We start from the raw sequence: 20,851 nt of genomic DNA, 5'->3' as shown, positions 1-20,851 counted from the left end.
AAGAAATGGAGGTCATTCGAGGGCTTAAAAAGCCCTTTGTTAGCCTCCATATGAACGCGCATGACCAATATTCAGACCGCACCGCCTGAGATCTTTGCCGATCAATTGCTGGGCTTTTCCCTGCCTGCACGCAACGCGCGTGGCCGGATGGTCCGGCTGGACAAGGTGGTCGACACCGTCTTGTCGGCCCATGACTATCCGGCCCCGATCAAGCATCTCTTGGCTGAAGCCTTGGTTCTGGGTGCGTTGATGGGAGGGCTGCTGAAGAATGGTGGTCAGCTCACCATGCAAGCTCAGACGCAAGAAGGGATTGTTCGCCTGCTGGTCTGCGATTTTCGGGAGGGGGAGCTGCGCGGCTATGCCGAATTCGATGCCGCGCAGCTGGGCGGCCTCGGCGCGAATCCCACGTTACGAGCCCTGTTTGGCAAGGGCCATCTTGCTGTCACATTCGAAACCGGTCCAGCCGCCGGCGGCAAAGGCAATCGCTATCAGGGAATTGTGCCACTCGAGGGCGACAGCCTGACTGAAGCGTGCGAGCGTTACTTCGTTCAATCAGAGCAAGTCCCAACGCTCATTCGCGTTGCACTGCAAAGCGGCTCTGAAGGCTGTGTAGCTGCAGGCATCTTGGTACAGCATTTGGCGGATGGTGAAGAGGGCCGCGAGCGATTGCATGTGCGACATGACCATCCGGATTGGGAGCATGTGGCAATCGTAGGTGGGACGTTGAGCCATGCAGAACTACTTGACCCAGCGCTTTCCATGGAGGGCCTTGTCTGGAGGCTGTATCACGAAGAAGATCGGATCAACGTCCAGCCGGGCGCGCTTTTGTCTCGCGGTTGCCGCTGCTCAGTCGAACATTACACAGCAGTACTGGAGCGCTTTCCCGAAGATGAGCGCGCTGCGATGCGCAATGATGCTGGTGAGATTGTGGTCGATTGCGCGTTCTGCTCACGTGAGTTCATCTTGCCAAATTGACCACGAACTCCGTTTGTCGCCGTTAAGTAACGGTTTATCGCTGCTGAGCTAATACGTGCTATAAATTGCTTCGAGTCCACACATTGTCGTGAGGGCCTTGCTGGAAGACTGATCCATCGTGAATCGTACGATCAAAGCTGCGACTATTTCTTGTCTGCTTGCAATTGCGGGCGTCATTGCGCTTGCCTTTGCACCTGCCGGGAAGGCGCAGGATACTCGCCTCGCAGTATTTGATGGAATTGAGAAAGGCCAATGGAGCATCCGCTTCCGCGATGGGTCTCCGCCGCGCTCAATCTGTGTGCGCTCAGGCCGTGAGCTTTTGAAGCTCAAACATGGCAAATCCGGATGCAGCAATGTCATCGTCGCCAATGAGCCTGATATGGCGACTGTGCAGTATTCTTGCCCAGGTGACGGCTATGGTCGCACGACCATTAGGCGCGAAACGCGAGCCCTGTTGCAGCTCTCGAGCCAAGGCATTGCTAACGAGCGCCCCTTTCAAGTCTACGCTGAAGCTCGTTACCAGGGCGCTTGCCAGTAAATCAGCAAGACTGATTGAAGTTTGCGCGGCTTTCATTAAGCCGAGGACATGAACGCGAAACTCTCAGAAAATACGAAGCCGGCCGTTGTGCTGCTCTCTGGTGGGCTGGACTCAATGGTGTCCGCGGCGCTTGCGATTGAGCAAGGCTTCGCATTGCATGCATTAACGATCAATTATGGTCAGCGTCATGTGCGAGAGATTGATTCTGCGAGAGCCATCGTGAAGCGTTTGGGTGCTAAAGCACACAGTGTGATTGATTTGGATTTGCGGGCCTTTGGCGGATCGGCTCTCACGGATGACGTCGAAGTGCCGAAGGAAGGCGTGGGCCAAGATATTCCAGTCACATATGTTCCGGCGAGAAACCTGGTTTTTCTATCGCTGACCGTCGCTTATGCCGAAGCAAAAGACGCGCATGATGTCTTTATCGGAGTGAATGCACTCGACTATTCGGGATACCCTGATTGTCGTCCCGAGTTCATTTCGAGTTTTGCGGAGACTGCCCGACTTGGCACCAAGATGGGTGTTGAGGATCGCGGCGTCCAAATCCATGCTCCGTTACAGCATATGACTAAAGCTGACATTGCGCACGAATGCGCTCGGCTAGGCTTAGATCCGGCTTGGTCGTGGTCTTGCTATGATCCTAGTCCGGATGGCCAAGCATGCGGACTGTGCGATTCCTGCCGATTGCGTAAAAAGGGATTTGCAGAAGCGAAGATTGAAGACACAACGCAATACGCAGCCTAAGAAGCATGAGATTCAAGGGAGAGAGTATGAGTGACAACCAGCCGCAAGCTGAGAGCAATGCTGATGCTCCGGTCCCCTCTTACAGCTGGTACGCACTCAGCGTCTTGGTTCTGGTCTATGTCTTGAACTTCATCGACCGGCAAATCCTCTCAATCCTCGCGAACGACATCAAAGCCGATTTGGGCGTTGATGATGCGTATCTTGGCTTTCTCTACGGGACCGCATTCGCCATCTTCTACGCGCTCTTCGGAATCCCGCTTGGGAAACTGGCCGATAGTTGGAAACGCGTGCGCTTGATGACTTTGGGACTGACGCTTTGGTCCGCCATGACCGCAGTCTCTGGTTTTGCAAGGGATGCTGCGACACTCACAGTTGCGCGGATCGGCGTGGGAGTCGGTGAGGCGACGGCGAGCCCGTCAGCCTACTCTTTGATTTCGGACTGGTTTCCTGCGCGGCTTCGTGCGACTGCGCTCGCGATTTACAGCTCCGGCCTCTACATCGGTGGTGGGGTATCACTCGCGATCGGCGGCGTGATCGTTGATCGATGGAATTCTGCGTTTCCAGACGGCGATCCTTGGCTAGGCCTTGTGGGCTGGCAGGCAGCTTTTATCGCAGTCGGTGTGCCCGGTCTATTGCTCGCAATTTGGGTCGCCACATTGCGCGAGCCGGTCAGAGGAGCAATCGACGGCTTGGAAACTCCGGAAGATCCCAAACCATTCCGGGGTTTCGTGAGAGAACTCTACACGATCATTCCCGGCTTCACCTTTTTTGGCGCCAATGAGCGCGGAACGAAAAGCCTGCTGCTCAACATTGCAGTCTTTCTTGGTGCATTTGTTGTAGCTCATATGCTTACGGTTTGGCTTCAGTCCGGAGAGGGCGTGATTGTTAGCGCGCTTGGATCGGTGATCGGGGTCGATTTGCCCATGATCACCGACCAATGGTTTCTTCTCGCGATAGGCTATTACGCGGTATTCTCGTGGGCAACTTCTCTCCGGGTTCGTGACTATCCCACCTTTGCTTTAACTTGGGGGTCGCCAGCATTCCTCTGCACCATTCTCGGGTACGGTACTGTAGCATTTATGGCCTACTCGGCCTCATATTGGGGAGCGCCTTTTGCAGAACGAGTATTCGATGTATCGAAAGCTGAGCTCGGTTTTTGGCTTGGCGGGGGCGGCGCAGCTGGCGGTTTCCTTGGGGTCATTCTTGGCGGGCGAATGGCCGATGCACTCTTCCAGCGAACTCAGGCTGGCCGGATCTGGGTAGTACTTTTCGGGCTATTGAGCCCCATCCCCTTCGCGATCGTCCAATATACGACAGACAGCTTCGTACTGTTCATCATACTCAATGTGGTCGTCGGCGCGCTGGCCGCTTCTGCACTGGGGGCTGCTGCCGCGAGTAGCCAAGCCTTGGTTCTGCCTCGTATGCGCGGGACCGCGACAGCGACGTTCTTCTTGGCGACGACTTTGGTTGGACTGGCTCTGGGACCGTATACCGCGGGCTATGTTTCGGCTCAGAACGATGGAGATTTGAGCATTGGTGTTCTGTCAACGCTGTGGATCACACCCATCGGCCTAGCGCTGCTTGTTGCCGCGATCAAACTTGTGCCGAAAGCAAATGAGACGGTGCTCGAGCGTGCAAAAGCCGCTGGTGAGCCAGACTGAACAATCTGGCTTGGCAGTTCTTCAAGACATGAAGCTCCCACGAAAGTGTTAGCTTAGCTGGCCTTCTGAATCACTCCACATGCAATCCTCGACCCTGCGTTCCCAGTAGGGTCCGTCGCATAGTCATCGGCATCCGCATGGACCATGACCGCTGTCCCATCCTCGTCGAAGATGGCGGCCAACGCTTCTTTGCTCCGTTCAGAGACAGTCAGGCTTGCTGATGCGGTACCATCATCATTGATGATCAGGTTTGGCAAGTCGCCAAGATGCTTGCCTGCAGGATTGTCTGCTCCGTGCTCCTTGTCCGCAGGGTTCAAATGTCCCCCAGCGCTAGTGAAATCGGGTGCTCCACATAGGCCAGTCGTGTGCAAGTGAAATCCGCTCGTTCCTGAGGGTAAGTCCTGGCCCTCAAACTTCAGGAGTAGCTGTCCGTTTTCTTCGGAAAGGGTGACGTTGCCCACCGGGTTTCCTGCCCCGTCACTCAATGCCGCGGTCCCGACAATCCCGGTCCCGGTCACTGTGTCGTCCGCGGTGGTAGCGCCATCCGGATCAGCAGTGCCGCATGCGCCAAGCACAACGATTAGGCTAATTGTAGCGAATGAATATGCACGCACGAGGTGTTCTCCTGAATCAGCGGATTCTCACCTTCTAGCGGGCAGCTCCTCGTTTACCAGACACAAAAAAGGGGCCGGAAAACCGGCCCCTTAAATTGCTATCGCTTAGTCGCGATCCTTACATGCCCGAACCCGGACCGTAAGAAATCTCGACTCGGCGGTTCTGCAGTTCGCGAACACCATCCGCGGTTGGCACGCGGGGCTGCGATTCACCGAAAGCTTCGCTCGAGATGCGATCTTCTGGAACACCGCGACCAGCCAGATATGCCTGGACTGAGTCGTTACGACGCTCCGCGAGGCCCATGTTGTAGGTCACGCTACCAGAACGGTCAGCATGGCCTGCCAGCATCACACTAGCCGTACCGCAATCGGCATAAGCCGTAACTGCATTGTCGAGGATCGTCGCAGCTTCAGCTGTGATGTCCGACTGATCCCAATCAAAGAACACGATGTATGGACCCGTGTTGCAGACCGGTGCCGGCGGTGGAGGAGGCGGTGGAGGTGGTGGCGGTGGTGGTGGCGGTGGAGGCGGTGGAGGAGGCGGTGGTGGAACCGTTTCGCCGCCGAAGTTGTACACGATCGACGCCATCAGAGAGTGCGTTGACACGTCAGTATCAAAATTTGCGCCCGTAGAATCGATGATGCCGATATTCGGTGCGTTGAAATAACGATACTTGAGGCCAGCATCCCAATGCTTTGTCAGCGGAGCGCGAATACCAGCGAGAAGCTGCCATGCGAAACCTGTGTCGGAATCGTCGAAACTTGCGACATCGCTCACAAGATCAAGTGAAGTGCGGGCAATACCAACACCACCACCAGCGAAACCTTGCAGGCCATCGTCGGGACCGAAGTCGAACAGACCGTTCAGCATAAAGCTGAGCGCGTCAACGCCGCCTTCTGCATTGAACTGGTCAGGTCCCAATGTGATGTCGTTGAGGTCGGACGTACGATAGCTTGCTTCCGTCTCAAGACGGAAAGCACCGAAGTCGTAGCCTACAACACCGCCGAAATCGAAGCCTGTGTCGTAATCGGTCGTAGCAACATCGTTGTTGCCACCGATGTCCCAATCTGCATCCTCGACGATCATCACGCCGCCGTCGACACCAACATACCATTGGTCTTCGCGGGCAAGCGCTGGCGTTGTAAGCGCCGTTGATGCAATCGCCATTCCTATGACGAGTTTGCGCATTATGTATTCCCCTTATTAAACGCGGTTTGAAGCCACTGATGCTCTTTAACTTTTACCTTGTTACGTGGCAAGCGGACAATGCCTACCCACTGTTGCAATAAAGTCGCTATTATGTCGCGGCTCCTGCTCAAGTCAGGCGGATATGGCGACCAAAGGTTAACATACTGCAGAATCGGTGGTTTTCACCTCTAAGAAGGTGGGAATACGCCGAATGTGCGCAGAGCTGCGACAAGCTCCCCAATTGCAGCGCGTGCCTCCACATCTATGACACTTCCACCTTGCGGAGCGCTTGCCGGATCGGCGGCATTCCAGCCATTGTCGTATCGCCGAAACTGTGAGGACGACTTGTCGAAAACAAACATCCCCTGAACGGGCGATATGAAGCTCCAGCCGCTCTCGCTCCACAGTGCGAGTTTGCTGTCTTCCCCGATCCACTCTCCGGTTGCGGCTGAGGCCACAATCCAGCACTCGCCAACAGTCGGTTCGGACGGCGGGGTTGCCACTGTTCCTTCGACTGAGACCTGCCAGAGGCCATCCAGTATGCCGAGCGCTTCGTTCACGAAGAATTCTTTCTGGCTCTGTCCTGGAAGCATGGCTGTGTTGCGGACCGCGCAGGCTCTCAGGCTCTGCGGCAGAGAACAACTGCGCTTGCGCACCATTGGCAAAAATCAGCCTTCGACGTGACGGTTCAAATCTCGGCACTCTGTCCAAGGGACTGCAAGCGAGGATCCCGCTTTCGCCTTCGACCATCACACTGCGCGCTTCACCGATTGATGACGAGATCAGTGCGATGCGCGCCTTTGGATCGCTTTCTGCGATCATGCGCGTCCATTCCGCACCCGCACGTGTCTTGCCGAAGCCGCGTCCGGCGAGCATGAGCCAGGTCCGCCAATCGCCCTCGGGCGGCAATTGTTCTTTGCGCGCCCAGTGCTCCCAATATGTCATAAACTCGCCGAGTTCTCGGGGTGTAAGAACCTTGACCAGTTTGCGGCGTTGCTCAGGCGTCGTGTCAGCGAGCCACGCAAGCTTAGTTGACGGCACGCGATTGTTTCTCTGCCAGCACTTGCGAGCGGATCTGTTCCACTTTCCTGTCGATTGATGCGCGCACCTCCGCCGCACTCACATTGTGTCTGGCCGCTTGTGCTTCAGCGGCATTATCGCGGTGCGCGCTCAGCAAACGAATGGCATTGGCGAAATCGTACTTGTCGCCATCTTCGGTCTTGAGGTCGCCTTCGCGAAGGCGGCGCAGCACTTCCATTTCGAGATGGACATAGCCTTCCCACAAAGCGTTCAGCCACTTCTGCGCGAAAGCCGGATCACTGCTGCGCAGCCGGTAGACGGTACTGGTAGTTTGGTTGACGGCTTTGGCAGACTTCGTGACGTTTGAGGTGCGGGCGAGCTCTTGAATAAAGTTGTCGCGCCAGCGTGTATTGATCGAGCGCCCTTTATTGGCGCCCGAAACTTTCTGTTTCGGCGTGTCTGTCATACGGAATTCCATGCTGCGGGGGAGGCAGCAGCGCTGCTGGAGCGCCACCGGTTGAGCGAATCACACTATCGCGATGTTCTTGTTTTGTACCCAAAGAGTGTGACGATGTCAATCAAAAAGTGCCAAATAGGTTACAAACGCACTGTTGCGCGCTAGCGAGGCCTGCCGTAAATCGCGCAAAACCAGCAAGGATACTTCCCTTCCATGATGCGATTGATCCGCGGTCTTTACGACTGGACGATGGACAAAGCTGCTCACCCGCATGCGCAAGGGTGGCTGGCATTCTTCTGCTTTATCGAGTCGAGCTTCTTTCCGATCCCGCCGCATCCACTGCTTGGCCTGATGTGTCTGGCAGAGCCAAAGAAAGCGATCCGCTTTGCCGCGATAGCGACAATAGCCTCGGTGCTGGGCGGGCTGTTCGGCTATACCATTGGCTATTTCCTATATGAGACCGTCGGCGAATGGATGCTCGGTGTGCTGGGCCTGTCGGAAAGTTTCCCGGTCGCAGCATGCTATATTCGCGAGCAAGGCGCGGCAGCGGTGTTCCTTGCTGCCGGAACGCCGATCCCGTTCAAGCTGATGACGATCACAGCGGGCTTCATCGAGATGAACATTGTGACGTTCACGCTCGCGGCCCTTGCCGGACGCGCGCTCATATTCATGGTCGTCGGCATTCTGTTTCAGGTTTTTGGTGCGCCGATCAAGCGCATCATCGACAAATATCTCGGCACTGTCACAACGATCTTTGTCGTGCTGGTCGTCGCTGGCTTTGTAGCGATCACACAGCTTGGCGGAAGCGATGATGGTGAGCCGCACAAATGCGATCAGGTGACTGAGATCTCACCAGCCTGAGCCGGCTAATCCTGTAGCATTTCTTCTTCGAGACTTACTCGCGATACAACGGTAATCGCGCCATAGCCTCTCGTGATTGCGCCAGCCTCGGAAAGCGCGTTCAAGGCCGCATTGACTGTGGCTCTGGTCAGGCCGAGGAACTCTGCCAGCTCCTGCTGCGTGATAGAAATCTGCGCAGGCAAAGTCATGTTGCGAGCCAGTGTGTTGAGCATGGCGGCAACGCGCGGCATCGCGGAACCGCGCCTGATGCCGCTCATCACATTGAGCAATTCCTGCAGCTGCGCTGACAGCGCCACCAGCAGTTTTCGCATGATCGCCGGTTCGCGCGCGACCAGGGCGTCGAAGTCGCTTTCACCGATGAACCGTACTGTACAATCCGTTCTGGCAATCGCATCCACGACCCTTGGCCGCTCAGTCAGCATGGCGAGCTCACCCCAGGAATCTCCAGCGCCTAGCAGCGCAACCCCGCGAAAATCTCCGCTCATGAGGAATTGGCCGATGGCAACAGAGCCGGTTTCGATCAGATAGAAGCCTTGCGCTTTCTCCCCTCTGTTCTGGATGATCGCACCTTCCGCGAACTGCCGCTTGGGCGCGTTTGTCAGCAGCGAAGCCTGATGGTCTGGCTCAAGCACAGAGAACAGCATGGGCGCGCTAAGCGAGCGCGGATCAAATTGTAAAATATCTGACATTCTGTGTGCGAGCTATCAGTTATATCGGTTTGCGACAAGGAGAGGTCACATGCCCGGTTCAACCCTAGCGATTCTCGCGATCTTCCTCAGCTTCGCGTTTCTGGAGCTCTTGCGCTCCAATTTGTTTTCGAAAGCCGAGCAGACGCGCGATGATGGCATTGTCGAAGCGGTCAGTATGTTTGTGTTGCTGGGCTTTACACAGCCGACAATCCTGTTCTCGTCGGCTGCTTTGGCGGGTTGGATCGCGCCGCAATGGGAAGGCGCGCTTTCCGAAATCAATGTCTTTGCCGCGATCGCGCTGTTCCTCATTCTCGATGATATGATGCAATATTGGTGGCACCGCGCGAGCCACACATTCTCATGGCTCTACAATCTGCACCGCGCGCATCACAACGCGCAATATATGAGCGTGCGGCTGGTCTACCGGAATAACCTGTTTTACTATGCGATGATGCCGGGCATCTGGCTGTCTGGCGTGCTTATCTACCTTGGTCTGGGGTGGGTCTATGCTGGCTATATCGTTGTAAAGCTTGCGGTTATTACCGGCGCGCATTCGGACGTCGCCTGGGACAAGCCGCTTTACCGCATCAAATGGCTCTCCCCTGTTATGTGGTTGATTGAGCGGACAATTTCGACCCCGGCAACGCATCACGCGCATCATGGTCGCCATGCCGATGATCCAGCCGTCAACTACAAAGGGAACTACGGCAACCTGCTGTTTTTCTGGGATGTTCTGTTCGGTACAGCGAAGATCACGCGCAGATATCCGGAAAGCTATGGCGTTGAGAACCTGGCACCCGCTACGCTCGGCCAGCAGCTCATGTGGCCGGTATTCCCAGAGAATAAAACACAGACGGATCAATCAGTTGGAGAGGAGGCAAGGGCTTAACTTTGCCTTACAACTGCAGTCGGGGGACATGCAGGACGGGCGGCCGAGGCTTCGTGCCTCGGCCGCCCATTTTGTGTCAAATGATACCTATCGCATTGCCCGCGCGCTCGAACATTCCAAGAATGGTTTCAACCTCTTCTGCGCTGTGTTCTGCGCAAAGCGAACAGCGCAGCAATGTCATGTTGGCCGGTGTCGCTGGCGGTCGCGCGAGATTGACATAAAGCCCTTCTTTTAAGAGCGCTTCCCACATTGCAGCGCCTCGCTCCAGGTCCGGCATGATGACCGCTACGATTGCGCTTTGAGGCTCGTCCGTCCCTAGCTCAAAACCAAGCTCCGTCAGCCCTTTGTGCAAGCGTTTAGAGTTTTCCCAAAGGTGCGCGCGCTTGTTAGAGCCATGCATCAGCTTGCGGATAGAAGTCGCCGCAGTCGCTACCACGCTAGGCGGCAAGCTCGCAGTGAACACATAAGGACGGCATACCAGCCTTAGGACTTCAAACTTCGGGTGGTTCGAGACGCAAAAACCGCCGACTGTCCCAACGCTTTTCGAGAATGTCCCGATGATGAAATCGACATCATCAATAATGCCGGCTTCCTCGCAAACGCCGCGGCCATTTTCACCGATAAAGCCCATCGAGTGCGCTTCGTCGACGAGGACCATCGCCCCGTATTTCTTCGCGATTGCGACCATCTCTTTGAGCGGCGCAACGTCCCCCAACATCGAATAGACGCCTTCAAGAACCACGAGCTTGCCAGCCTCTTCCGGAATGCGCCGCAAGCGCTTCTCCATCGCTTCGATGTCATTGTGCTTAAACGGCACGATCTCGGCTTTGCCCATTGCGCAGCCATCATAGATTGATGCGTGGCTGTCGATGTCGAGCACGATGTAATCGCCTTTGCCAGCGATGGTCGCAATGATCCCGAGATTGGCCTGATAACCGGTCGAGAACACCATTGCGTGGTCCATGGCGTAGAACTCTTTCAGAGCGTCCTCGCATTCCTTATGGCCCTGATAAGTGCCATTTAGAACGCGGCTTCCGGTCGTGCCCGAACCGTAATCAGCGAGCGCTTGCTTGCCCGCATCGATCACATCCGGATCGAACGTCATGCCCATATAGTTATATGTACCAAGCAGGATGGTGTCGCGCCCGTTGCAAATCGCCCGCGTAGGCGAAAGCACTTTCTCCATCACGAGATTGAAAGGATCTTCAACCCCGCTCGCCAGCAGACCTTCGCGCATCTGGATGAGATCATCGAACTTGGAGAAGAGATCGCCCTTCTCTGTCATGAGATCCTGGTCAGTCATCGGCCTACTATTTCCTCAGCTGTCTTGCAGCTTCGCTACAGCATCGATGAGCTGGCCGAAATTCTCGATTTCCGCCTGCTGGTTCATGCTAATGATGATGTCGAATTCGTCTTCGATTGCCGCGACAAAATCCATAACCGTCAGGCTGTCGAATTCCAGGTCGTTGGCGAAAGTGGTTTCGTCCGTGATCTCGACTTCCTTCTTGTTGAAGGGCTCGATCAAAGAGCGAATTGTAGCGTCGATTTCGGCGCGATCCATCAGGGTGAAACCTTTCTAAGTCTTCGAGAGCGCGGGAGATGCCACGCAATTACGGGTGAAAAGCGGTTGAAGATGCAGCTTGTCAAGTTTTGCGCATTTGGCGACCGGGCATGAACATAGGCTTGCGCGGCTTGAATGTTCTTATTCGACAAGCCCTTTGACCGCATTCATGAACGGCATGATCGATATCGGCTTTGCCAGATAACCTGCCGCTCCGGCTTCCCTGATGCGGTCTTCATCGCCCTTTCCGGCATAGGCTGTGACAGCCAATACAGGCACATCGGACAATGTGCTGTCCGCCTTGGCCTGCTGGATCAAGTCAATGCCGGAAATATTGGCGAGCTGGATATCCATAATGATCAAATCAGGCGTGATATCGCGCGCAGTATCAAGTGCGGCGGCCCCATCAGCGCAGGGTTCGGCTTCAAATCCATTGGCTCTCAGGACGTCGCAGAACAATTTGCGGTTTAAATCGTTATCTTCGACGACCAATATTCTCTTTGACACTGGCTGGAATGCTCCCTGTTAGTGAACGTGTATAAACCCAGGTGAAGGCGGCGACAATTCTCTCTACAAATTCAGGTAAGAATACGGAGGCCAATGGCGCTTCCAACAGTGCCGCGATGGCTCTCGCGCTTGCGGCCCTTGGCTGGACATGCAGCGATCAGCCAAGGGCGGAACGCTTGCTTTCATTAACCGGACTTGATCCAGACGCGCTGCGAAGCGGTCTCGACAATCCCATTGTCATGTTAGCAGTGCTGGATTTCCTGGCTGATCATGAGCCTGATCTCGTCCAATGCGCAGAGGCGCTTGCGGTCACGCCAGAAGAGCTTATCGCAGCGCGCGCTCAATTGCGCCAGGGAACACCAGAATGACTCGCCCTCTTATCATCAGCGATTGCGACGAAGTGATCCTTCACATGGTCGCGCATTTCAAGGAGTGGCTTGAAGAAGGCGGTGAGATCACCTTCAATTTGCAGGGCAACAATTTCGCGACTGCCATGCGCTGGCGTGAAAGCGGAGAAGTGCTGCCGCCGGAGGAAATCTGGCGCTATCTTGGCAAGTTCTTCGATACGGAGATGGATCGGCAATTGCCAATTGCCGGTGCGGTCGATGGTATCAACCGCTTGGCCGAGGATGCCGAAGTCGTGATTCTGACAAACCTTGTCGACAAGCGGCGCGATCATCGTGCCGAGCAATTGAAGAATCACGGGGTCCATGCGCGTGTGTTCACAAATCAGGGACCCAAGGGTCCTGCGCTGAGAGCGATCATAGAAGAATATGCGCCCGCTCAAGCGATCTTCATCGACGATCTGGCCCAGCATCACTTGTCCGTTTCAGAAGAAGTGCCGCAGGTGACGCGGCTGCACCTTTGCGGTGATCCGGACATCGCGCCGCATATAGACTGCGCGCATGAGGCAGGTCATGCCCATGCACGAATTGATCAATGGAGCGAGGCCCTGCCGTGGCTGCTCCAACAATTGGAGAGAGAAAAGGCATGAGCATTGAAGCACGCTTGCAGGAACTCGGCATCATCTTGCCTGAGGCCGCTGCCCCGGTCGCTAGCTATGTGCCAGTCGTTGTTCAGAACGGCTTTGCGCATGTCTCGGGGCAATTGCCGTTTGTGAATGGTGAGCTCGTAACGGGACGACTGGGCGATGATGTGAGTATTGAAGACGGCACCGCCGCGGCCAGAGCTTGCGGATTAATGATTCTGGCACAATTGAAGGCGGCGTTGGTTCCGCTCGACAGAGTGGAGCGCATCGTAAAGCTCGGTGCATTTGTAAATTCCACTTCCGATTTTACTGACCAGCCCAGAGTAGCGAACGGTGCTTCTGAGCTGATGTTCGACGTTTTCGGCGAAGCCGGTCGCCACGCCAGAGCGGCTGTAGGCGTTCCTTCACTTCCCATCGGGGCAGCGGTGGAAGTCGACGCCATTATCGCGCTGGCGGGAGAGTAAGCCGCCTTGCCTAAGCGCATTGCTCCAGACTGGCTGACGCAGTGGGAATACGCCCACCGCGGTTTGCATGGAGCAGGCGTTCCGGAGAATTCGCTTGAAGGCGCTCGTTTGGCGATCAAACGAGGTATGGGTATCGAGTGCGATATTCAGCGAAGCGCGGACGACATCCCGATGGTCTTTCATGATTGGGATCTGGAGCGATTAACGGGAGACGAAAGAGACACAGATCGCGTGAGCGCTGCCGAAATCGGGCAGCTCAAGCTTAAGGGGAGTGACCAGTCTCCACCGTCTCTCGCCGACCTTCTCAAAGAGGTCGCTGGCAGAGTTCCAATCCTGATCGAGATCAAGTCCAAGCGCGGATATGATGTCGAGCGCAGTTGCGAAATAGTTTCCAGCGAAGTTGAACACTACACTGGCGAATATGCCGTCATGAGCTTTGACCCGCGCGTTGCACGGTGGTTTCGCCGTAATGCACCCAAGACTTGTGCCGGGTTGGTGATGCGCGAGGATGAGTATGGTTACACTCAGCAAGCTTGGCAAAGGCGGATGGCGTTCAAAATCGCGAGACCGGACTTTCTTGCTTACCATATTGCAGCGCTACCGAACCCTTGGGTTGCGAAGCTTCGACGCAAAGGCCTGCCGATCCTGACTTGGACGGTGAATTCAAGTGGCACACGCGCTTGCGCGCTGGAGCATACCGATGCGCTTATTAGCGAAGCAGAGGGCCTCTCTTCTGAGGTGAGCGCATGAGCGATTCCTCGTCGGAAAGCTCCGCTTACACGGTTCAGATCGCGCATGGCATTAGCGGCCTTGATCGTGACCAGTGGAACGTGCTCAACTCCACCAGCAACCCGTTCATGAGCCATGAGTTTTTGAGCGCGATGGAGGATTCAGGCTCGGTCGGTCCCGGCACCGGCTGGGAGCCGGTCCCGGTCATAATCACTGATGTGGAAGGGAAGCTCGCGGCGGCCACGCCGAGCTATGTGAAGCACCATAGCCAAGGCGAGTATGTCTTCGATCACGCTTGGGCGAATGCGTGGGAGCGCGCCGGCGGTCAATACTATCCCAAGCTCCAGATCGCAGTGCCATTCACACCTGCCAGCGGGCCGCGACTTTTGCTGCGCGATGAAACGCTTGCTCCGCATTTGCTGGAAGCGGTTGAAACGCTGTGCGAACGCAGCGAGATCGCGACCGCGCACGCGACCTTTGTCGATCGCGCGCAACTGCCATTGTTTGAATGTGGCGGCTGGCTAACGCGCAGTGATATCCAGTTCCATTGGCACAATCGCGACTATGCCAGCTTTGATGATTTCCTTGGTGCGCTGGCCTCGCGAAAACGCCGTGCATTGCGGAAGGAACGGGCGGCTGCACAGCGCGATGTGCGGATCGTTCAGCTGTCAGGCGATGACATCAAGCAAGAGCACTGGGATGCGTTTTGGGTGTTTTATCAGGACACCGGACTCAGAAAATGGGGCACGCCCTATCTGACGCGCGATGCCTTCACTCTGTTTGGCCAGACCATGGCTGAAAGCATTGTGCTCGTCATGGCAGAGCAAGACGGTGAATGGGTGGCTGGTGCGCTCAACTTTGTTGGCCCCGAGACAATCTACGGCCGTTATTGGGGCTGTAGTAGGCACATCAAGTTCCTGCATTTCGAGCTGTGCTATTACCAAGCCATCGACATCGCCATTGAGCGCGGGCTCAAGCATGTCGAAGCAGGTGCACAGGGCGGGCACAAACTTGTCCGTGGCTATGAGCCAGAGCAGACGTGGTCAGCGCATTGGATTGGTGATCTCGGGTTTCGCCGCGCGGTCACTGATTTCCTTGATCGCGAGCGTGAGGGTATCGCGACCGACCAGATGTTCCTTGATCAAAGAACCCCTTTTAAAAAGGGATAAATTGGCAAGCGTATACTCGGCTTGCCCTCCTAGCGATCAAGCTACCTTGCGTTCTTGCACCATCCATTGACGTGCACGGCGCTGCGCTTCTGCGATTTCACGAGCGGTCATTTCGTCAGATATATCAGCACGACACCAACTTGCTTCTTCATGCCCTTTGGATGCAGCAAGATTGAACCATTTGTGTGCTTCAACGAGGTCGCATTGCGCGCCCTGGCTTCCGGTTGAATAAGCGACGCCGAGATCGAAATAGGCGCTCAGGTCACCTTGTGCAGCTGCGGCAAGCGCATTGGCGATGAACAGATTCTCCGCCTGAATGTCAGCTTCGTTTGTTGTTCCTGTAATGCTCTTCAATTGCATTTTGGCCCCCTAGTATTCTGGCGATCCGGTTCCCCTTCCGCATCGCTTGACCAAGGTGTCGCTCAAACATGGTCACCAAATAGTTAACGTGTTCACCTTTTTTGTTTGCTGCGCCTAACGAACTGGTTTCTTTGCCAAGTCATTCGTTCGCAGCCTGTTAATGCACAGCCGCTATACGAGGCGCTGTAAATCCTCCTTGTGCGCGCTGTAACTCACGCTTATAGGCCCGCTCAGCAGAGGGGCTGCATCACCGAAAAATCGGGATGTCAGGCAACAGGACGGTCTGTCGGGGAAGTTTTTAAGAGGACCATATGGCCACTGCGGCAACAGATAATAAAGTTCTCGAAAAGGTGAAAAGCGATCTCGCTCCGGATTACGTACCGAGCGAGGACGAGCCTTACATGAACGAGCAGCAGGAAAACTATTTCCGGATGCTGCTGCTTGAATGGAAGCAATCTATCCATGATGCGGCTGGGCAGACGCTCCAGTCATTGCAGGACGGACCGATCCGCGAACCCGATCTGAATGATCGTGCGTCGAGCGAGACCGATTGGGGGATTGAGCTGCGGACCCGTGATCGTCAACGCAAGCTGATCTCCAAAATCGATGCTGCTTTGCGCCGGATTGATGCTGGCGAATATGGCTATTGCGAAGTCACAGGTGATCCGATTGGACTGCGCCGGCTGATTGCTCGTCCGGTTGCGACCATGACAGTCGAAGCGCAAGAAGCCCACGAGCGCAAAGAGAAGATCTCGCGCGACGATTGAGCGATAACAGAGAGCCGCGAGGCGCTCACCTGACTGCACTTGATAACTCGACGCGTTTCGTTCCGCTGACTCGCATTTTCAGGCTTATTGCGCGTTGTAGAGGTTAATGCTTCTTTAGTCTCCGCGAGATAGAGGTTTGACATTCGCAAACTGGAATTGTGCCTGCCGGCAGCATTGCGCCGAAGCGGCGCGAAAGAAAAGGATGATAGCGATGGTGACGACAGATGCTCGCAACCTTGCGCGCGAAAACCTTTTTCTACTGGCCGATCTTCGGATTGAAAGTGAGTCGGATGCGCACCGCATCAAGGTGCGCAACCTTTCGGCTGGCGGAATGATGGGTGATGGCCAGGTCCCTGTTGTTCGTGGGCATCGGATAACAGTCAATCTTCCGGGCATAGGCGAAGCAAACGGCACAGTCGCATGGGTTCAGCAAAATCGATTTGGGGTTGCCTTTGAGCACGAGATCGATCTTGGCGCCCTTAGCAAAGACTCTGAATAGCATTCTGCAGCCAGCGCTGCTGCTGGCACAAGGCTAATCAAAATATTCAAACTGCTGACTGACGAGACAGCCGTGCTCTGTTACAAGGCTGCGCATGCGGATCGGGGCAATTCTTTTCAGTCTGGCTTTGCTGGCGGCTTGCAATCGCTCGGACGCGGGCGGTCCATTAGACATTGCTGTGATCGGCGCTGTGGCAGATGCTGAGCAAGAGGACCTCACCGCCCTCACTATAGCCAGTGCCCATTTGCGCGCAGCCACGAAAGAGGGTTTGGTTGCGCTTGATCCGTCTGGCGAAATTTTGCCTGCCATCGCAGAGCGCTGGATCGTAACCGATGATGGAATGAGCTATATTTTCCGCTTGCGTGATTCAGATTGGCCAGACGGCGAGCCAATCACTGCCGAAGACATTCGTGATGCCCTGCAGGACAATATCGTGACGCTTAGCGGTAGCGCACTCGCGTACGACCTCGCAAAGATTGATCAAATCCGGGCGATGACCGGTCGTGTCGTCGAAATCCAGTTGAAGAGCCCAATGCCCGATTTCATGCGCTTGCTCGCTCAACCTGAAATGGGTTTTGAGCGTGCAGGGCTGGGAACCGGCCCTATGGCAGAGCAATCCCAGGAAAACAGCAGCCTTATTGAACTTGCAGCATTGCCGCCCGAAGCTAGAGGTTTGCCAGCGCGACAGAACTGGAGCGAGCTAACCCGTTCTCTATTCGTGAGAACGCTACCGGCGGAACGCGCGGTTAGCCAGTTTGCAGATGGCGAAATTGATTTGGTGCTCGGCGGCACGATTGCTCACTTGCCGTTGGCCGATACTGGCCCCTTGTCTGCCGGCACAGTGCGCCTCGATGCCCCGTTGGGCTTGCTTGGCCTTAAGATCGTGCGGCCCGAAGGCCTCCTCGCAGATGCGCCTTTGCGAGAAGCTATTTCCATGGCGATTGATCGTTCCGATTTGATGCAACCGTTTAACTTCGGCGGCTGGCAGGCATCCACTCTGATCTACCCGGGGTCATTGGCGGGTGAGAACTCCGCTCAGCAAGAACGCTGGGAGGGCCAGACAATTGACGAACGCCGCGCCACTGCCGCACGCCGAGTATCCGGCTGGAAAACCAGTGCCGCTGCGGCGGAGTTCGGGGGCCTTGCACGCCTTAAGATCTTCATGCCGGATGGACCAGGGAGCGATTTGCTGTTCGAACAGCTTCGCGAAGACCTGTCGGGAATTGGCGTGGAAGCCATTCGAGCTGAAGACGAGAGCGATGCCGATTTACGCATCTTCGACGCTCTGGCGCGTTATTATTCCCCGCGCTGGTACCTCAATCAGTTCCACTGTGGGTTAGATGAGGGGCTTTGCTCTGCAAAAGCGGATGCATTGGTTGAAGAGGCGCTTGAAGTCCGTGATCTGGTGGCAAAGCAGGAGATTTATGCGGAAGCTCAAGCCGCATTGATCGCGCAAGAAGTGTTCATACCGCTCGGCCAACCGGTGCGCTGGTCGCTCGTTAGAGCCGGTGTTTCAGGCTATGAAGAGAACCAATGGGGCCTCCACGCCTTGTTTCCTCTCGCACTCAACCCCATTTAGTGGGTGAAGGAGAGCCGCATGCGCGACATGAATGAGCCGCAAATCGTCGGCTTATCTTTGCCAACCGGAACGGACGTTCAGTCGATCCGTCAACGTGTTGAAGCCATGGAAATGCTGCTGGAACGCAGTTTTCGTATTCCCGGTGTGAATGTCCCGATTGGGCTTGACGCTATTGTCGGGCTGATACCTGTGCTGGGCGATATCGTCACAACGGCGATGGGGGCTTATCTCGTGTGGGAAGCGCGCAATTTGGGTCTTCCCAAGTGGAAACTCTGGAGGATGGGCGCCAACGTTGCTGTCGACACTGCGATTGGTGCAGTGCCGGTTGTCGGCGATGCAGCAGACTTTCTGTTTCGCTCAAACACCCGCAATCTGCGCATCATCAAGAAGCATCTTGATAAACATCATCCGGAGTCGCGCGTCATCGAAGGCTGACCTTCTTCAGCTTAGCGGCACGCCATCATCGGATGTTCAACCGACATTTTGCGAGACTGCATGCTTTCTGCGATTGGATAAAGCACCGTATTCTCACGGTGTATGCGCGTACTGAGCGCTTGAAGGATCGCTTGAGCTTCCTGACGAAAGCCTTGAGGATCGTCGCAAATGGCATCAGCCGAACGCCATTTGGCCTCGAATTCCGAATAGGCCGGAGCAAGATTGCCCATCTCTTCAGCAAACTCGGAGGCGGTTTTCGAAACCGCCGGGTCAGACGATGCAATCATACGAGGGTAGAGCGAACGGTCTTCCGCTGCTAGATGCAGAATCAGGATGCCTGTCATTTTGGCGATGATGTGGGCGCAACGCTCGGCATCCGGATCGGCGTCAATTCGAGACATAGCTTCTGACAATTCGGTTGCGAGCTTTTCAAGCGCGGCATGTTGCCTGCGAAATGTTCGGGTTTGCGACATCGTTTGTTTTCTCGTTGGGATAATGAGAAATAACTACGCGATAAAACCCGCGAGCCTCTTGCGGCAATGCTAGGTAATTGCGCCTAGATCTTACGAGCTGATCTTACTCTTCAAGTTCGATGTCCCAATAAAGGTAATCGCGCCAAGTCTCGTGCAGATAGTTTGGCGGAAAGGCCTTGCCATATTGCTGCAATTGCCAGCTTGTCGGCCGGATAGGCTTCGAGAAAAGGCCCATATGCGCATCTTTCGGGGTGCGCCCGCCTTTCTTCATATTGCACGGCGCGCAAGCGGTGACGATGTTCTCCCACGTGGTCTTGCCGCCCATTCGACGCGGGATCACATGGTCGAACGTCAGATTATGGCCACTGCCGCAATATTGGCATTGGAAGCGGTCGCGCAGAAACAGATTGAAGCGCGTAAACGCAGGAAACTCGCTAGGCTTCACATATTGCCGGAGTGCAATGACGCTGGGGATTTTCATATCCAACGAAGGCGAATGCACTTCGCGGTCATAGCTTGCGACAATGTCTACCCGGTCAAGAAACACGGCCTTGATTGCGGTCTGCCACGGCCAAAGGCTGAGGGGGTAGTAAGATAATGGCGTGTAATCAGCATTGAGTACCAGCGACGGGCACGCCTCTGGATTGCGCGTCGGATCCTCCTCCGCACTGCGGAATCGCGCTGCTCTTTCAATCAGTTCGGCTTTGAACACGTTTCGCGCTCCTTACTCGGCTGATGAATGGAACATGCCGTGACAGGATTTGGAGTCAAACCCATGACAATGCCGCTTTCCACAGCACAATTGTGTGCTCGCGAGGAGTAAGACACTATGCCATAGGATGTTCGGACCCATGATAGTCACGCGTTTCGCCCCTAGCCCGAACGGCCACCTCCATCTCGGGCATGCCTATTCTTCTATCGTAGCGCATGATCTTGCGCGTGCCGAGGGAGGGCGTTTTTTGATGCGGATCGAGGACATTGATGGCGAGCGCAGCAAACCTGAATTGGCGGATGAGTTTCGCCGCGACTTGGAATGGCTAGGGCTGGAATGGGAAGAGGTTCCCGCGCAATCCACGCGGATTGACACGTATCGAGAGGCCGCGAACCGTTTGGCCGAGATGGAATTGCTCTATCCGTGCCAATGCAGCCGTGCACAGATCGCAGAGCAAGCGGCGAAGCAGGGGCCTGAGGGCCCGATCTATCCAGGCACCTGCAAATGCATCGAGATCGATAAAGATGCGCCTGTAGCCTGGAGGCTGGATGTAGAGCGTGCCGCAGAACGGATTGGCGCCCTTGAATGGGAAGATGAAGTTGCAGGGTCGCAAAAGGCCGATCCCAGTGTGTTCGGGGATGTTATCCTCGTGAGGAAAGCTCTGCCCGCGAGCTATCATTTGGCCGCGACGCTTGACGATGCAGCTGATGGCATCACTTTGGTGACACGGGGCGCAGACCTGTTTCAAGCCACTCATATTCATCGGTTGTTGCAAGCTTTGTTGGGTCTTCCCGTTCCACGCTGGCATCACCATCCGCTGCTGTTGGACGAGACAGGCAAGAAGCTCGCAAAGCGCCGCGGATCGGCTTCTCTGGCTGATTTGAGGAACGCAGGAGAAGACGGACCGTTGCTTGCAAAGCAACTCCGGTCGCATATTTTGCCGACTGGCATTTCGTTTGAGAAGGCCTAGA

Annotated in this window: 27 protein-coding genes and 1 pseudogene; 16 read left to right on the top strand and 12 right to left on the bottom strand. The window is 55.6% G+C overall.

The genetic code is table 11. The annotated features are described in order from the left end of the window. Positions 1-60 precede the first annotated feature (60 nt). The 4 genes from hslO to HUO12_RS09440 all read left to right on the top strand — a co-directional run bounded on the left by hslO (position 61) and on the right by HUO12_RS09440 (position 3,918). Positions 61-975, top strand: coding sequence for an Hsp33 family molecular chaperone HslO (gene hslO, locus HUO12_RS09455; protein ID WP_176273315.1), 915 nt, complete (start codon positions 61-63; stop codon positions 973-975). Positions 976-1,093: 118 nt separating this feature from the next. Continuing rightward, on the top strand, positions 1,094-1,513 hold the full coding sequence (locus tag HUO12_RS09450) for a hypothetical protein (protein ID WP_176273314.1): 420 nt from the start codon (positions 1,094-1,096) through the stop codon (positions 1,511-1,513). 48 nt (positions 1,514-1,561) lie between these two features. Then, positions 1,562-2,257: a 7-cyano-7-deazaguanine synthase QueC gene (gene queC, locus HUO12_RS09445; RefSeq protein WP_176273313.1), complete on the top strand. Its 696-nt coding sequence runs from the start codon at positions 1,562-1,564 to the stop codon at positions 2,255-2,257. Between the two features lie 26 nt (positions 2,258-2,283). Then, on the top strand, positions 2,284-3,918 hold the full coding sequence (locus HUO12_RS09440; protein WP_176273312.1) for an MFS transporter: 1,635 nt from the start codon (positions 2,284-2,286) through the stop codon (positions 3,916-3,918). Positions 3,919-3,971: 53 nt separating this feature from the next. Here HUO12_RS09440 and HUO12_RS09435 read toward each other — a convergent pair whose 3' ends face one another. From HUO12_RS09435 to HUO12_RS09415, 5 genes and pseudogenes are all read right to left on the bottom strand, one after another. After that, positions 3,972-4,532: a superoxide dismutase family protein gene (locus HUO12_RS09435; protein WP_176273311.1), complete on the bottom strand. Its 561-nt coding sequence runs from the start codon at positions 4,530-4,532 to the stop codon at positions 3,972-3,974. 118 nt (positions 4,533-4,650) lie between these two features. Then, entirely contained in the window at positions 4,651-5,721 is a 1,071-nt protein-coding gene (locus HUO12_RS09430) for an OmpA family protein (protein WP_176273310.1), read from the bottom strand. A gap of 188 nt (positions 5,722-5,909) precedes the next feature. Next, complete coding sequence (locus HUO12_RS09425; protein ID WP_176273309.1) at positions 5,910-6,281, bottom strand: DUF2793 domain-containing protein; 372 nt, start codon at positions 6,279-6,281, stop codon at positions 5,910-5,912. Positions 6,282-6,324: 43 nt separating this feature from the next. After that, positions 6,325-6,597, bottom strand: a pseudogene (locus HUO12_RS09420) (terminase large subunit domain-containing protein); the annotation flags it as partial. Between the two features lie 151 nt (positions 6,598-6,748). Beyond that, entirely contained in the window at positions 6,749-7,255 is a 507-nt protein-coding gene (locus HUO12_RS09415) for a hypothetical protein (protein WP_332310397.1), read from the bottom strand. A 159-nt stretch (positions 7,256-7,414) separates the two neighbouring features. Here HUO12_RS09415 and HUO12_RS09410 point away from each other — a divergent pair, with 159 nt between their 5' ends. Beyond that, entirely contained in the window at positions 7,415-8,059 is a 645-nt protein-coding gene (locus tag HUO12_RS09410; protein WP_232367493.1) for a YqaA family protein, read from the top strand. A gap of 5 nt (positions 8,060-8,064) precedes the next feature. Here HUO12_RS09410 and HUO12_RS09405 read toward each other — a convergent pair whose 3' ends face one another. Beyond that, a complete protein-coding gene (locus HUO12_RS09405) occupies positions 8,065-8,748 on the bottom strand; it encodes a Crp/Fnr family transcriptional regulator (protein WP_176273308.1) in 684 nt (227 codons plus the stop codon). Between the two features lie 49 nt (positions 8,749-8,797). Between HUO12_RS09405 and HUO12_RS09400 the strand changes: the two genes are divergently transcribed. Beyond that, on the top strand, positions 8,798-9,637 hold the full coding sequence (locus tag HUO12_RS09400; RefSeq protein WP_176273307.1) for a sterol desaturase family protein: 840 nt from the start codon (positions 8,798-8,800) through the stop codon (positions 9,635-9,637). 76 nt (positions 9,638-9,713) lie between these two features. Here the strand turns inward: HUO12_RS09400 and spt are convergent, their stop codons facing one another. The 3 genes from spt to HUO12_RS09385 all read right to left on the bottom strand — a co-directional run bounded on the left by spt (position 9,714) and on the right by HUO12_RS09385 (position 11,705). Continuing rightward, on the bottom strand, positions 9,714-10,940 hold the full coding sequence (gene spt / locus HUO12_RS09395) for a serine palmitoyltransferase (RefSeq protein ID WP_176273306.1): 1,227 nt from the start codon (positions 10,938-10,940) through the stop codon (positions 9,714-9,716). Positions 10,941-10,955: 15 nt separating this feature from the next. Beyond that, entirely contained in the window at positions 10,956-11,198 is a 243-nt protein-coding gene (locus HUO12_RS09390; protein ID WP_176273305.1) for an acyl carrier protein, read from the bottom strand. 141 nt (positions 11,199-11,339) lie between these two features. Beyond that, positions 11,340-11,705 carry a response regulator gene (locus HUO12_RS09385; protein ID WP_176273304.1) on the bottom strand — a complete coding sequence of 122 codons (366 nt, stop codon included), beginning with the start codon at positions 11,703-11,705 and terminating at the stop codon, positions 11,340-11,342. A gap of 116 nt (positions 11,706-11,821) precedes the next feature. On the opposite strand from HUO12_RS09385, the gene HUO12_RS09380 reads away from it, so the two are divergent. The 5 genes from HUO12_RS09380 to HUO12_RS09360 are packed head-to-tail and all read left to right on the top strand — an operon-like array spanning position 11,822 to position 15,055. Further along, positions 11,822-12,073: a DUF3572 domain-containing protein gene (locus HUO12_RS09380; RefSeq protein ID WP_176273303.1), complete on the top strand. Its 252-nt coding sequence runs from the start codon at positions 11,822-11,824 to the stop codon at positions 12,071-12,073. Beyond that, a complete protein-coding gene (locus HUO12_RS09375; RefSeq protein ID WP_176273302.1) occupies positions 12,070-12,699 on the top strand; it encodes an HAD family hydrolase in 630 nt (209 codons plus the stop codon). The genes HUO12_RS09380 and HUO12_RS09375 overlap by 4 nt, the downstream gene beginning before the upstream one ends. Then, complete coding sequence (locus HUO12_RS09370; RefSeq protein ID WP_176273301.1) at positions 12,696-13,157, top strand: RidA family protein; 462 nt, start codon at positions 12,696-12,698, stop codon at positions 13,155-13,157. Before HUO12_RS09375 ends, HUO12_RS09370 begins: the two co-directional genes overlap by 4 nt. A 6-nt stretch (positions 13,158-13,163) precedes the next feature. Next, entirely contained in the window at positions 13,164-13,907 is a 744-nt protein-coding gene (locus HUO12_RS09365; protein WP_176273300.1) for a glycerophosphodiester phosphodiesterase family protein, read from the top strand. Further along, on the top strand, positions 13,904-15,055 hold the full coding sequence (locus HUO12_RS09360) for a GNAT family N-acetyltransferase (RefSeq protein WP_176273299.1): 1,152 nt from the start codon (positions 13,904-13,906) through the stop codon (positions 15,053-15,055). The genes HUO12_RS09365 and HUO12_RS09360 overlap by 4 nt, the downstream gene beginning before the upstream one ends. Positions 15,056-15,091: 36 nt before the next feature. Here HUO12_RS09360 and HUO12_RS09355 read toward each other — a convergent pair whose 3' ends face one another. Then, positions 15,092-15,415, bottom strand: a complete 324-nt coding sequence (locus HUO12_RS09355) for a sel1 repeat family protein (protein ID WP_176273298.1) — start codon at positions 15,413-15,415, stop codon at positions 15,092-15,094. Positions 15,416-15,726: 311 nt separating this feature from the next. On the opposite strand from HUO12_RS09355, the gene dksA reads away from it, so the two are divergent. The 4 genes from dksA to HUO12_RS09335 all read left to right on the top strand — a co-directional run bounded on the left by dksA (position 15,727) and on the right by HUO12_RS09335 (position 18,695). Continuing rightward, positions 15,727-16,182 carry an RNA polymerase-binding protein DksA gene (dksA, locus tag HUO12_RS09350; RefSeq protein WP_176273297.1) on the top strand — a complete coding sequence of 152 codons (456 nt, stop codon included), beginning with the start codon at positions 15,727-15,729 and terminating at the stop codon, positions 16,180-16,182. A gap of 136 nt (positions 16,183-16,318) precedes the next feature. After that, the gene (locus HUO12_RS09345; RefSeq protein WP_176273296.1) at positions 16,319-16,681 is read left to right on the top strand and encodes a PilZ domain-containing protein; all 363 of its coding nucleotides are present in this window, start codon (positions 16,319-16,321) and stop codon (positions 16,679-16,681) included. A gap of 94 nt (positions 16,682-16,775) precedes the next feature. Next, positions 16,776-18,260 carry an ABC transporter substrate-binding protein gene (locus tag HUO12_RS09340; RefSeq protein WP_176273295.1) on the top strand — a complete coding sequence of 495 codons (1,485 nt, stop codon included), beginning with the start codon at positions 16,776-16,778 and terminating at the stop codon, positions 18,258-18,260. Between the two features lie 27 nt (positions 18,261-18,287). Further along, positions 18,288-18,695 carry a DUF4112 domain-containing protein gene (locus HUO12_RS09335; protein ID WP_176274389.1) on the top strand — a complete coding sequence of 136 codons (408 nt, stop codon included), beginning with the start codon at positions 18,288-18,290 and terminating at the stop codon, positions 18,693-18,695. Positions 18,696-18,706: 11 nt separating this feature from the next. On the opposite strand, the gene HUO12_RS09330 is transcribed toward HUO12_RS09335, so the two are convergent. Beyond that, the gene (locus HUO12_RS09330; RefSeq protein ID WP_176273294.1) at positions 18,707-19,168 is read right to left on the bottom strand and encodes a hemerythrin domain-containing protein; all 462 of its coding nucleotides are present in this window, start codon (positions 19,166-19,168) and stop codon (positions 18,707-18,709) included. 103 nt (positions 19,169-19,271) lie between these two features. Then, positions 19,272-19,880 carry an HNH endonuclease gene (locus HUO12_RS09325; RefSeq protein ID WP_176273293.1) on the bottom strand — a complete coding sequence of 203 codons (609 nt, stop codon included), beginning with the start codon at positions 19,878-19,880 and terminating at the stop codon, positions 19,272-19,274. Positions 19,881-20,019: 139 nt separating this feature from the next. Between HUO12_RS09325 and gluQRS the strand changes: the two genes are divergently transcribed. Next, entirely contained in the window at positions 20,020-20,850 is an 831-nt protein-coding gene (gene gluQRS, locus HUO12_RS09320; protein ID WP_176274388.1) for a tRNA glutamyl-Q(34) synthetase GluQRS, read from the top strand. The last annotated feature ends 1 nt before the right edge of the window (position 20,851 follow it).

The sequence above is a fragment of the Altererythrobacter lutimaris genome (assembly GCF_013371495.1).
In the GTDB taxonomy this organism is placed as follows: Bacteria; Pseudomonadota; Alphaproteobacteria; order Sphingomonadales; family Sphingomonadaceae; genus Erythrobacter; species Erythrobacter lutimaris_A.
This window is presented reverse-complemented; position numbering and strand designations above follow the sequence as displayed.

What these genes read in the sequence shown, in the direction of transcription:
- hslO (WP_176273315.1), top strand. Translation starts at nt 61, where the DNA reads ATGACCAATATTCAGACCGCACCGCCTGAGATCTTTGCCGATCAATTG.
- queC (WP_176273313.1), top strand. Translation starts at nt 1,562, where the DNA reads ATGAACGCGAAACTCTCAGAAAATACGAAGCCGGCCGTTGTGCTGCTC.
- HUO12_RS09440 (WP_176273312.1), top strand. Translation starts at nt 2,284, where the DNA reads ATGAGTGACAACCAGCCGCAAGCTGAGAGCAATGCTGATGCTCCGGTC.
- HUO12_RS09430 (WP_176273310.1), bottom strand. Translation starts at nt 5,721, where the DNA reads ATGCGCAAACTCGTCATAGGAATGGCGATTGCATCAACGGCGCTTACA.
- HUO12_RS09410 (WP_232367493.1), top strand. Translation starts at nt 7,415, where the DNA reads ATGCGATTGATCCGCGGTCTTTACGACTGGACGATGGACAAAGCTGCT.
- HUO12_RS09405 (WP_176273308.1), bottom strand. Translation starts at nt 8,748, where the DNA reads ATGTCAGATATTTTACAATTTGATCCGCGCTCGCTTAGCGCGCCCATG.
- HUO12_RS09400 (WP_176273307.1), top strand. Translation starts at nt 8,798, where the DNA reads ATGCCCGGTTCAACCCTAGCGATTCTCGCGATCTTCCTCAGCTTCGCG.
- spt (WP_176273306.1), bottom strand. Translation starts at nt 10,940, where the DNA reads ATGACTGACCAGGATCTCATGACAGAGAAGGGCGATCTCTTCTCCAAG.
- HUO12_RS09390 (WP_176273305.1), bottom strand. Translation starts at nt 11,198, where the DNA reads ATGGATCGCGCCGAAATCGACGCTACAATTCGCTCTTTGATCGAGCCC.
- HUO12_RS09380 (WP_176273303.1), top strand. Translation starts at nt 11,822, where the DNA reads ATGGCTCTCGCGCTTGCGGCCCTTGGCTGGACATGCAGCGATCAGCCA.
- HUO12_RS09375 (WP_176273302.1), top strand. Translation starts at nt 12,070, where the DNA reads ATGACTCGCCCTCTTATCATCAGCGATTGCGACGAAGTGATCCTTCAC.
- HUO12_RS09370 (WP_176273301.1), top strand. Translation starts at nt 12,696, where the DNA reads ATGAGCATTGAAGCACGCTTGCAGGAACTCGGCATCATCTTGCCTGAG.
- HUO12_RS09360 (WP_176273299.1), top strand. Translation starts at nt 13,904, where the DNA reads ATGAGCGATTCCTCGTCGGAAAGCTCCGCTTACACGGTTCAGATCGCG.
- HUO12_RS09355 (WP_176273298.1), bottom strand. Translation starts at nt 15,415, where the DNA reads ATGCAATTGAAGAGCATTACAGGAACAACAAACGAAGCTGACATTCAG.
- dksA (WP_176273297.1), top strand. Translation starts at nt 15,727, where the DNA reads ATGGCCACTGCGGCAACAGATAATAAAGTTCTCGAAAAGGTGAAAAGC.
- HUO12_RS09340 (WP_176273295.1), top strand. Translation starts at nt 16,776, where the DNA reads ATGCGGATCGGGGCAATTCTTTTCAGTCTGGCTTTGCTGGCGGCTTGC.
- HUO12_RS09335 (WP_176274389.1), top strand. Translation starts at nt 18,288, where the DNA reads ATGAATGAGCCGCAAATCGTCGGCTTATCTTTGCCAACCGGAACGGAC.
- HUO12_RS09330 (WP_176273294.1), bottom strand. Translation starts at nt 19,168, where the DNA reads ATGTCGCAAACCCGAACATTTCGCAGGCAACATGCCGCGCTTGAAAAG.
- gluQRS (WP_176274388.1), top strand. Translation starts at nt 20,020, where the DNA reads ATGATAGTCACGCGTTTCGCCCCTAGCCCGAACGGCCACCTCCATCTC.